The sequence below is a fragment of the Leeuwenhoekiella blandensis MED217 genome (genome assembly GCF_000152985.1).
Lineage (GTDB): Bacteria > Bacteroidota > Bacteroidia > Flavobacteriales > Flavobacteriaceae > Leeuwenhoekiella > Leeuwenhoekiella blandensis.
The window spans coordinates 3,137,955-3,148,312 of record NZ_CH672395.1; the positions used below are offsets into that span (position 1 = coordinate 3,137,955).

The following is a 10,358-nucleotide window of genomic DNA, read 5'->3' on the forward strand; positions in this document are numbered from 1 at the left end:
ATTGTTGAAATACCACCCTTTACTTGTTTGAAGCCTAACCCATATTATGGGGACAGTGCTTGGTGGGTAGTTTGACTGGGGTGGTCGCCTCCAAAAGAGTAACGGAGGCTTCTAAAGGTTCCCTCAACACGGTTGGCAATCGTGTGTAGCGTGCAATGGCATAAGGGAGCTTGACTGAGAGACATACAGGTCGATCAGGTACGAAAGTAGAGCATAGTGATCCGGTGGTTCCGCATGGAAGGGCCATCGCTCAAAGGATAAAAGGTACGCCGGGGATAACAGGCTGATCTCCCCCAAGAGCTCATATCGACGGGGGGGTTTGGCACCTCGATGTCGGCTCGTCACATCCTGGGGCTGGAGAAGGTCCCAAGGGTTGGGCTGTTCGCCCATTAAAGTGGCACGCGAGCTGGGTTCAGAACGTCGTGAGACAGTTCGGTCTCTATCTATAGTGGGCGCTAGAAATTTGAGTGGATCTGACCCTAGTACGAGAGGACCGGGTTGGACCGACCGCTGGTGTACCTGTTGTTCCGCCAGGAGCATTGCAGGGTAGCTATGTCGGGAAGGGATAAGCGCTGAAAGCATATAAGCGCGAAACCCACCACAAGATGAGATTTCTTTAAAGGGCCGTGGGAGACGACCACGTTGATAGGCTATAGGTGTAAAGGCAGTAATGTCATAGCCGAGTAGTACTAATAACCCGTAAGCTTATGTACGTCTTCCCGCACCGTTATGGTGCGGGAGGAACACTCTTATACTTCTAATGATCAAGTCAAGTTTGTGACAGTAGTCTTTTTATTATTACCCAATATGTTAACTTATTAAAGTATGTGATTAACTCATACGACAGCTTAAGGTGGTTATAGCGACGGGGCTCACCTCTTACCATTCCGAACAGAGTAGTTAAGCCCGTTAGCGCCGATGGTACTACATCTCGTGGGAGAGTAGGTCGCCGCCTTGTTTTAGAAGTCTGCATCAATATCTGATGCAGACTTTTTTTTTGAATATATGTCTGTAGAAAATGATGGCTTCTCGACTGCCCTCGAATTGACAGGGGATGATTTTTGTATTTTCTATTTCAATGCTTAATGCTTCATAAGTCTGTATCCAATAGCGTAAAGACTATAAGCAAGTTCAAGTACCCTATTCTTCAGCATACCTTGCCAGCATATTAAAACTTGTATGTGGGGGCTGGTTGTAGGCGGCATTCTGCCATACGATACTCAGGCGGTAGATTGGGTCTTGCATCAAGGTGGGCATACGGTAAGCGGTAGGGTAGGTCGTAGTGTAAATGCGCAGTTCGTTGCTATCGGGAGTACGCCAAATCACTTCTTCCCTCCAGTCTCCAAAAAGATCAGCAGACAGGCACGGGGTAGCCTTGGTTCCGTTATTGGCGACGCTTCCGTTTGCGGTGAGCAAGTTTTCGGTGGATTGGGTCTGCCAGTTCCATTTATCGATGCGGTTTTGATCTAATAATTCGCGCGTGAGGTCACCATCCCACCAAACCAGAAAATTAGTAGAGGATGGCGTATTTTGACTAATTGTGTTTCCGTGGATATCTCGTAAGCCGCCGGGACCGCCCCAATTTTCAAAACCCGGGTGTGTGGGGTCAATATCTGCAGCGACACCACGACCTACATCTAAACTTCTTCCTTTTTCAAAACGTATCTTTCCTGTAGCAGCGTCAAAAAGGGCCACGCCGGGGGTTCCCAGTTTTAGCGTACGTCCTTCGTTCTCGTGTATACCAAATACTTCCAAACCGGGACGATCTGGATCCATATCGCTGATGTGTAAAGCATCACCGTGGCGCAAGCCTGTGGTGTACAACCCGGAACCGTCATCGTCGATGACCATCGCGCCCACACAGATCTCATCTTTTCCGTCGGTATCCAGATCACCAATGCTCAATTGGTGGTTGGCCTGTCCTGAAAACGGATTTTTAGCGTCTTTGGAGTCAAATACCCAGCGCGATGCTAATTTTCCATTGGTAAAATCCCAGGCAGCAGCTACGGTACGCCCATACCATCCGCGTACGAAGACCGCACTGGGTTTCTTTCCATCAAGATAGGCGACACCGGCTGTAAAGCGATCAGCGCGACCTCCGGTGTTGTCATTATTGCCGTTTCCGCCTATGCCGCCCCAGCCATCCAAAGGATAACGATCTGGGATATAGATTTGGGTATCTAATACCTTGCCGGTGGCGCCCTCAAAAACACTAAGGTATTCCGGACCTTCTACGATTTTGCCATAAAACGGGGATTTGGGGTCTAAGTTTCTCCAGTCTTTAGTTGCGTCACCAATGACGTTTCCTGTGCCGTCTGTGCTTCCGTCTGCAGTTTTACACATAACTTCGGCTTTGCCGTCCCCATCAAGATCATAGACCAAAAATTGGGTATACGCAGCACCCGCTCTGATGTTTTTTCCCAGATCGATACGCCACAACAAGGTGCCGTCTAATGTATAGGCATCTATAAGCTGCAGTCCGGTAAGGCCGGGACGCGGTGGATTTTGCACTTTTGAAGGCTGCCATTTTAAAATGATCTCGTAAATGCCATCGCCATCCAGATCCCCAACGCTGGCATCATTGGCCGAATAGGTATAGCTTAAACCGTCACTGCGGACTGCTTCCGGTTTTTGTAAAGGAACCGAAAGGTAGGGTGTATTTGCCTGGGAGGTGTGTAGTTTACTGCTGTTGCCAGGATCGCGTTTAGGCGTTTCACCGGTATAGGTAACATAATAGGTTTGCGTTGGTTCCGGTAGCGTATCGGTAAAAAAGGTGGATTGTTGCAACGGCGCTGTATTCAGTTTTAGTAAGGTTCCCTCGCGTGTTTCTTTGTATACATCAAAGGCACAGGATTGTGGATCCTGCTCAAGCAGGCGCCAGCTGATATGGGTTTGGTTGTTTAGTTTTATGGCGACCACACCGCGATCTAAACGTTCTGCAGGCTGACGTTGTGCGCTCCCAGAGCTATAGGCCATTACCCACAGGCTCAATAGGAGTAGCCCGTTGGGATATTTCAATAAAAAGAGAAATGGTTTCACAGGCGCTTGATGCTTAAATTTCTATACTGAATCTTACTTTTTACGGTACGTAAACCGAAATACCCACGGGTATAAGAGGCTTCATCTTTCAGGTCAAATAAAAGCTTGTCATTCACATAAAAACGAACACGATCTTCATTCATTTCTATATGAATATCATACCAGACATCGGCTTTCAGCAGGTGATCGGCATCGGTATATTCTTTGAGAATAGGGGGGCGTTCTCCTGAATTGGCAAAGGTTTCGTAGGTGCTTTTATATTTTCTGAATCGGGTGGTGGTATTGGTGTTGCCTCCATAACCTGCATAATAAAGGTTGAGCGAATAATAGTGCGGAAAGACGCCGTTTCGCCAAGATGAGCGTTTAAAAAAATCATCGGGATATTCGGGATCTTGAGCCATCCAGAAAAAATTGAGATCAGAGACCCGCAGCACCGGGTCTTCGGTAGCGACCACTTTGGCCTGAAGCCGAATCGATACCGGAGCTTCCAAAGGCTCGTGGTACCAAAGTGTGACTCCACCTTTAGCGCTGACTTCGATATGTTCCTGCCGGAACGCTACCAGAGTTTTTGCCGTTGTTTTCTCAATAATCCAGTATTCCGGTTTAAAGAGCTCTTTTGAGGTAGGAGGTACTTGCGCCAAAGCCTGTTCAAGCCAAAACAGCATCGTAAAGCATAATAAAAAGCGCATAGGAGGTACCAATTGTTTACTGCTATAAATTAAGTAGCAACACGCGAAATAATATCCTGTACTGTCCTGTGAAAAACGCACTTAGTCTATGGGGAGCCTCAAAAAAACCTTAGTTCCCAAACCTTCTTTTGAAGTAATGGTAAACGTTCCTCCCTGGCGCTCACTTAATTCTTTTACAAAACGCAGTCCCAGACCGTAGCCGGTTTCACCTGCAGTTCCTGCTTGTGCACGAGCTGTTCCTGAAGTGATGGTTTTAAGGTTTTCCGGGGCAATCCCGATCCCATTGTCCTCCACTTGAATTTCTATGCAGGTTGGATCTTGATCCCTAAGTATCTTAAGCGTGACGCTTACTTTTCCGCCGGAAGGCGTAAACTTGATGGCATTTGCGATAAGGTTTCCTGCAAGCGGTAAGAGGTTCTTTCGGGGAACTTTAACCGAAGTAGCATCGTAGTCTATTTGTAGCTCGATGTTTTTGGGAGTGGCTTGTGGGGTGTAGAGTTCGTAAAGTTTTGTGCCCAATTCAGTTAAGGTAACATAGGCTGAAGCGTTTGTGTGAAGCCGGGCAGCATCTTTGCTCAGGATATCATCGGTCAAGGTGAGAATAGCAGCGGCACTTGCTACGGCTGCGGAAAGATAGATTTCAAGATCTTCACGCTCCATAGTTTTAAAATCTTGCTCGGTCTTGAGCTGTGCAATGCCACTTAACGGGCTGCGAATATCATGTGCCAAGCGACGGGTGAGTTGTTGTTGTTGCTTGAGTTGGGCCTCTAAATGTACAGTATGTTGTTTTAAACCTAAATACTGCTCTATTTGCTGTGCTATTAAGTGCAGCTGGTCTTTTTGATCTTTTGAAAGGCTGTTTATGCTTTTACCTACAACACAAAGGGAACCTACGGGAATCGTTTGGCCTAAGGTTAAGGGAATCCCGAAATAATAAATAAAACCTTGTTGGGTTACAAATTCTTTATTCTTAAAGCGCGGGTCAAGATCTAAACGCGTTTCAAAGTCTCTCGCCTCTTCAACCGTATGATTACACACTGTGGCTTCCAGTGGTTTTTGATAACTTCCGCCTAGCGAACTGGCTACCGTCCACTGTGCGTAGGAATCGAGAAGGTTGATTTCAGAAAGCTCGGTACCGGCAATTTTTGCAGCCAGTATACTTAAAGATTCAAGTTCGTTTTTTAAGCCGTTGTAGTCAAAGTCTAGTGCAGCTAATGCTGATGCTCTATCAAGATCGTGTACGTTCAATTGTGCTGATTTAGGGATGACAAAAATATCAAAAGGAACTTGTGAACTGCAGATTTTAAGGAGTTTAAACATTATTTAACGTTGTGCGTCAACCTCCTGCATAAAAAAAATCCCCAAAGGTTTAAACCCTTGGGGATTGAATCGCTATTTAAAATTGGTTCAAGCTAAGCGCAACATTTAGTATCCCGGATTTTGCCATTCTGCTCTTCTGTCTGGAGAAAGGTTGGATCCGTCCTCGTTGAGAAGTCCATCTATAAATGATTGCGGAATAGGACGCAATTCGTGCTTATTTTCAGTGATGTTGGTGGCTTGTGGGTTGAACGCACGGGCACGTTGAATCAGTGTTCCAGTTCTTGAAAGCGTCTCCCAACGCTGCCATTCTCCCAAATGCTCTCGGGTACGTTCGTTTAAAATAAAATGAAGCGCACGCTCATAGGAACCTGAAATGCCTAGGGCTGTCAATACCGCCTCATCTTCGTCGGGAAGATTATCAGGAAATGAGGTTAAGCTTAAATCTGAAGCAGCTGTAGTCACCTCAATATCTGGATTAGAAAGGTAATATGTGTTCATATTCAAGTTGGAATTTACATAATTTTCTGCCGCAGAACCTGTGTTTAAGCTGTTATTCTCAAAAGCAACCGACCCGTCTATGTAGTATGATCGATTTTCTCCTGCTTTCCAGGCTGCACGAGCACGCACGGTATTCAGGTCATTCATTGCGTTGCCATATTGTTGTAGGCGTGCATAACATTCTGCACGAACAAGATAGGTTTCAGCAAGGCGAGCCATGGTCACATCACGGTGTGCATCTCCTTTCTCAGCAAAACGAGAACCGTCATCAGTCTTATTTATTCCGGCAAAAAAGTTAGACACCGGGGTACTCTTAAAATCTGGAGACACGTATTGACCATTCTGATATAGTACTAAAGAATTGGGTACAAATTGTCCAGGATTGCTTGTCAAGGACCCTGAAGTTGGAGTTTGACGCATGCCTTCTTCCCACTCTGGTAAGCGACCTTCAACATCGCGCCAATCAGGATTCTGAATATTAGCACCAAAGGTAAAATCATTATAGGTATCATCATCTTTAGTATTCAAAATCATCACAATACCGGGATCTCCCAGTTCTACATCGACATCTGTATTGATTACGTTATTTACTCCGTAAACTGTTTTAAAAGTTTTCCACATTCTTGAATCGTTTACGTGGTCAAAAACCGCATACGTGTATTCGGTAGGACGTAGACGCTGAAAGTCCATACCTCCAATCCATACTCCACGACGTACCCATCCTCCGGAAAAATTAGAGAATTGAGGCGTAAAGTAATTGTAGGTGCGATTCCCGAAGCGGCCTGAAGTAGAAGCATCTGCGTTATGAGGTGCGGCCATCAAAATTTCATCAAGTTGTTCTGCTTCACTATCTACACCCGTCCAATTAGCATATAGGTCACGATAGTCATCGGTTAAAGCACCACGTGCATCAATGGCATAGGTTGCAGCATCAATAGCTTCAGTAAGATCACCTTGAATGTATTCAGCATTCCAGGCATCATTACGTTCAGAGGCTCTAAAAAGCAATGCTTTGGCTAAAAAATGTGCTGCTGTAGCTTTGGTCCAGGTAACCCCTTTACCATAGGTGTATACCTCGCCTTCAAAGTAGGTGTATGCATCTCTGAAATCAGAAATCACCTGCTCCCAAGTTTCTTCATCGGTTGCACGTTCAAAATTGCGAACCACTCCTTCTGCGGGTTCTAGTTGTAGTACAACCCCACCATATTGTGCGGCTAGTCGGTAATAATTATATCCTCTTAGGAAATGGGCGTGCGCCAGACAGCGGTTGCGTATACCTTCATCTTCGATAACTTCGGCATTTGCAATAATGGTGTTTGCAGAGGCGATACCATAATACATCTGATCCCATAAGGCGGCCGGCGATGTTGCATTACCATTGGCTGCTCCGGTTTCTGGTGTTGCACCTACGGGCCCTAAACGGTTATCATAGGTGTTCCACATTTCATTAGTGAGATCGTTGGCATTTGTAAATTCATCTGTACCATACAGGGTAAGACCATATGCCCATTCATAACCAAAATGCCATCTAATGTTTCCATATAGAGAAACGGTTAAATCTTCAAGACCTTGAGCGGTTTCAAAATATTCGGTTGAATATTGATTGGTCAACTCTTCATCTAGAAAATCATCTTTACAAGATGTGATACTCAGTGCTAATAGAGCCGAACAGAGTACCGTAGTACTCTTTTTAAATATATTTATTTTCATCGTTTTCTTTTTAAAATTCATAGCTGATTTTACAGTCCAATATCTAAACCAACAGCAAAACTGCGGTTGAAAATTGTTGAATTAGTATCAAAGTCATACCAGGCTGCACCTTGGTAAATACTTCCCGGATTAACGGCTTGTACGTAAACTCTAAGATTATTAAGCCCCATTTTTTCGCTTTGCTCAGGGGTGAAATTATACCCCAAAGAGATATTACGTATTTTTATAAAGCCCGCATCACGTATTCCCAAGAGTCCTGAAAACTCATCTTGTGATCCTGAGGTCGCTTGTCCTAAAATAGGTTTCTGAAATCTAGAATCGGTATTGTCGGGAGTCCAATAATCAACCTCGCGTTGGTTAGAGCGTGCGGTCATAGGTTCTCCACCAATATTTGCTTGATACCCCAAACGTGAGATGATAAGTGTACTCAATTCAAAGCCTTTATAGCTGAAGGAGTTATTCCAGCCTAAAGTCCATCGTGGTGCGGTATTACCTAAGATTACACGGTCATCTGCATTCATAACATAGTCGCCATTTTGATCTACAGGGCGTACATTGCCCGGTGTAAAATCATAGCCGTTTTCATTCCAAGCGGCCATTTCTGCTTGATCTTCTGGTGTATCTTGCCAGATTCCGGCATTGTCATAACCGTAAATAACGCCTATAGATTCCCCGATGAACCAGTTGTTATCTACCATATCATTTTCGCCGTAAGCAAGCTCTTCAATCTCATCGCGTTGCCAAGCAACATTTAAATCAGATTCCCATTGAAAACCTTCACTAGAAGCTATAGGAATCGCATTTAAAGAAACCTCAAAACCACGGTTATTAGTTTTACCTATATTGGCGATAGTAGAAGGGAAACCTGTAAGCGTAGGGATGTTCACAGACATCAAGAGGTCTGAGGTGTACGATCTATACACGTTTAAACTACCGGATAAGCGATTTTGAAAGAGACCAAAATCAATACCTAGATTGTATTGAGTGGTCTTTTCCCAACCTAAATTAGGATTGGCCAAGGATAACTGAGATCTTGAGTAATATGGCTCGTTGGTCGTATAACCAATTTGGTTTGAGAGACCGTTAAAAGGTAGAAAAATCGATATGATATCACCTTTAGTTGCATATGGGCTTACCGCAGAGTTTCCTGTAGTACCATAACCTAAACGAAGTTTAAGGTTGTCAACCCAATCTGCACTTGCTAAAAAATCTTCCTGATCTAATCTCCAGGCTAAAGCTGCTGATGAAAAGAAATCCCATTTATTACCTTCGCCTAATTGAGAAGCACCATCCCAACGTCCGGAAACCGTTAATAAATATTTACTGTTGAAACCGTAATTGGCGCGAACCATATACGAACTTAACTGACGCTCGTTAAGGTTAGAGCCTATACTCACATTGTTTTCAGAATTGGTTAAATCAATTGCTCCAAAGTTATTCCAAAGCATAGATGCCTTGGGAATATTATTACCTGACATTCCTGAACTTTCAATATTCCAAGATGAAGCCGTTTGAAGTAATGTAAGATCTAAATTGTGTTTTTCTCCAAAACTTGTGCTGTAGTTGATTTGATTGTCTAATGTCCAAGATAAATCACGTCTGTTATTTAAACGTGCATAATTGGTTCCTAATGACCCGTCTGAATTGATACGATGAGAAGAACTCCCATCTATATATACTCCTTCTCTAAAGTGTCTAAAGTCAGGACCAAAACGTACTAGGTATTCTAAACCTTCTAATGGCTCATAAATCTCACCGATATCAAAAGTGGCACTTAAGCTACCTAAAGCACGGAGCGTTTGTGATAACTGGGTACTTTTGTTTTCTTCTCCAATGATGGTGTAAATGGTATTTTCACCTCCAGGATTGATGACAAGATTTCCGTTAGCATCATAAGGAACTGCGATGTTGTAAATGTTCTTGGCAGCGCCGTATATCGCATTTGGGACAGAGCCACTACGACCACCTAAAGTGGAAAATCCATAATCCTGCTCACTCCAAGAGAGATTAAAATTGGCTGCAAATTCAAACCATTCAGTAGCATTGATGTTTGCACTAAGGTTTGCAGTATAGCGTTCATAAAACTGACCTTTTTGTGTACCCTTATTATTGGTATAACCAACCGATCCGTAGGCGTTGATTTTCTCTGTACCTCCACTGGCACTTAAGGTATGTTCACTCAATACACCTGTCTGGGTAACATAATCGGTCCAGTCTGTATTTTGTACTCGTGATGCATCAAAAGAACCATTTTGCCAGCCTTGTAATACATTGTCTCTTGAGGTTTGGCCATCTAATGGGCTGTCAAAGATATTGGTATCATTAGCCAAAGTAGGACTGTCTGGATGTGCGTAGGTATTGGGATCTAAATTGTAAGCAGCCCATCTTCTAAACTCAATAAAGTCTGCAGCACTCATCGCAGGTGCTCGATCTACTATGTTAGAAGTAGTTACAGTACCCGAATAATTTAAAGCAAAGCGTCCTGTTTTTCCTTTTTTGGTGGTAACGATAATTACCCCATTTGCCCCTCTAGAACCATAAACCGCAGTTGCAGATGCGTCTTTTAAAACGTTGATAGATTCAATATCTCTGGGGTTAATGGTTTCAATTGAAGAAGCTGATAAAAGAGGAACGCCGTCTACTACATAAAGAGGGGCGTTACTTGCTGTTAAAGAACGATTACCCCGTATACGTACAGAACCTACAGTACCTGGGCGTTCGCTACTTGTGATGTCTACCCCAGCAGCTTTACCTTGTAACGCTTGAAAAACATTACTTACAGGTTGTGTTAATAACTCGTCAGAACTTACAGACGAAACCGCTCCGGTGAGGTCTGATTGCTTTTGCGTACCATAACCTACCACAACTACGGCATCCAGTTCTGCACTGTCTTCTTCCATTGTAATCGAGTACGTACTTTCAGTTCCTACTACTTGCGAAATCGATTTCATTCCTAGGTATGAAAATATTAAGGTTTCTCCTTCAGCAGCTTGTAAACTAAAATTCCCGTCAAAATCGGTCTGGGTTCCACGTTGGGTACCTTCTACCAAGACATTTACGCCCGGTAATGGCATTCCTTGGGTGTCTGTAACAGTACCTGAC

Annotated in this window: 5 protein-coding genes, 1 rRNA gene and 3 other annotated features; of the genes, 1 reads left to right on the plus strand and 5 read right to left on the minus strand. The window is 44.0% G+C overall.

Going from position 1 to position 10,358, the window contains the following annotated elements; all coding sequences use genetic code 11:
- Positions 1 to 86 precede the first annotated feature (86 nt).
- Positions 87 to 255, plus strand: a sequence feature (23S ribosomal RNA rRNA prediction is too short).
- Positions 256 to 274: 19 nt separating this feature from the next.
- Positions 275 to 434, plus strand: a sequence feature (23S ribosomal RNA rRNA prediction is too short).
- Positions 435 to 453: 19 nt separating this feature from the next.
- Positions 454 to 701: a sequence feature (23S ribosomal RNA rRNA prediction is too short), on the plus strand.
- A gap of 148 nt (positions 702 to 849) precedes the next feature.
- A 5S ribosomal RNA gene (rrf, locus tag MED217_RS13290) occupies positions 850 to 958 on the plus strand.
- 182 nt (positions 959 to 1,140) lie between these two features.
- On the opposite strand, the gene MED217_RS13295 is transcribed toward rrf, so the two are convergent.
- The 5 genes from MED217_RS13295 to MED217_RS13315 all read right to left on the minus strand — a co-directional run.
- Positions 1,141 to 3,039 carry a rhamnogalacturonan lyase gene (locus MED217_RS13295; RefSeq protein ID WP_230199274.1) on the minus strand — a complete coding sequence of 633 codons (1,899 nt, stop codon included), beginning with the start codon at positions 3,037 to 3,039 and terminating at the stop codon, positions 1,141 to 1,143.
- Entirely contained in the window at positions 3,036 to 3,728 is a 693-nt protein-coding gene (locus tag MED217_RS13300) for a DUF6250 domain-containing protein (protein WP_040532847.1), read from the minus strand. The genes MED217_RS13295 and MED217_RS13300 overlap by 4 nt, the downstream gene beginning before the upstream one ends.
- A gap of 81 nt (positions 3,729 to 3,809) precedes the next feature.
- Positions 3,810 to 4,388 (minus strand): sensor histidine kinase, encoded by a 579-nt coding sequence (locus MED217_RS19375; RefSeq protein WP_394330434.1) that lies wholly within the window; start codon positions 4,386 to 4,388, stop codon positions 3,810 to 3,812.
- 765 nt (positions 4,389 to 5,153) lie between these two features.
- Positions 5,154 to 7,256 carry a RagB/SusD family nutrient uptake outer membrane protein gene (locus MED217_RS13310; RefSeq protein ID WP_040532850.1) on the minus strand — a complete coding sequence of 701 codons (2,103 nt, stop codon included), beginning with the start codon at positions 7,254 to 7,256 and terminating at the stop codon, positions 5,154 to 5,156.
- 29 nt (positions 7,257 to 7,285) lie between these two features.
- Positions 7,286 to 10,358 (minus strand): SusC/RagA family TonB-linked outer membrane protein (locus MED217_RS13315; protein ID WP_009781060.1); only part of this gene is annotated, 3,073 nt, incomplete at its 5' end.

Bases quoted from the DNA above. Each gene is read 5' to 3' on its own strand.
- MED217_RS13300 (WP_040532847.1), bottom strand. From the start codon at position 3,728: ATGCGCTTTTTATTATGCTTTACGATGCTGTTTTGGCTTGAACAGGCT.
- MED217_RS13310 (WP_040532850.1), bottom strand. From the start codon at position 7,256: ATGAAAATAAATATATTTAAAAAGAGTACTACGGTACTCTGTTCGGCT.
- MED217_RS19375 (WP_394330434.1), bottom strand. From the start codon at position 4,388: ATGGAGCGTGAAGATCTTGAAATCTATCTTTCCGCAGCCGTAGCAAGT.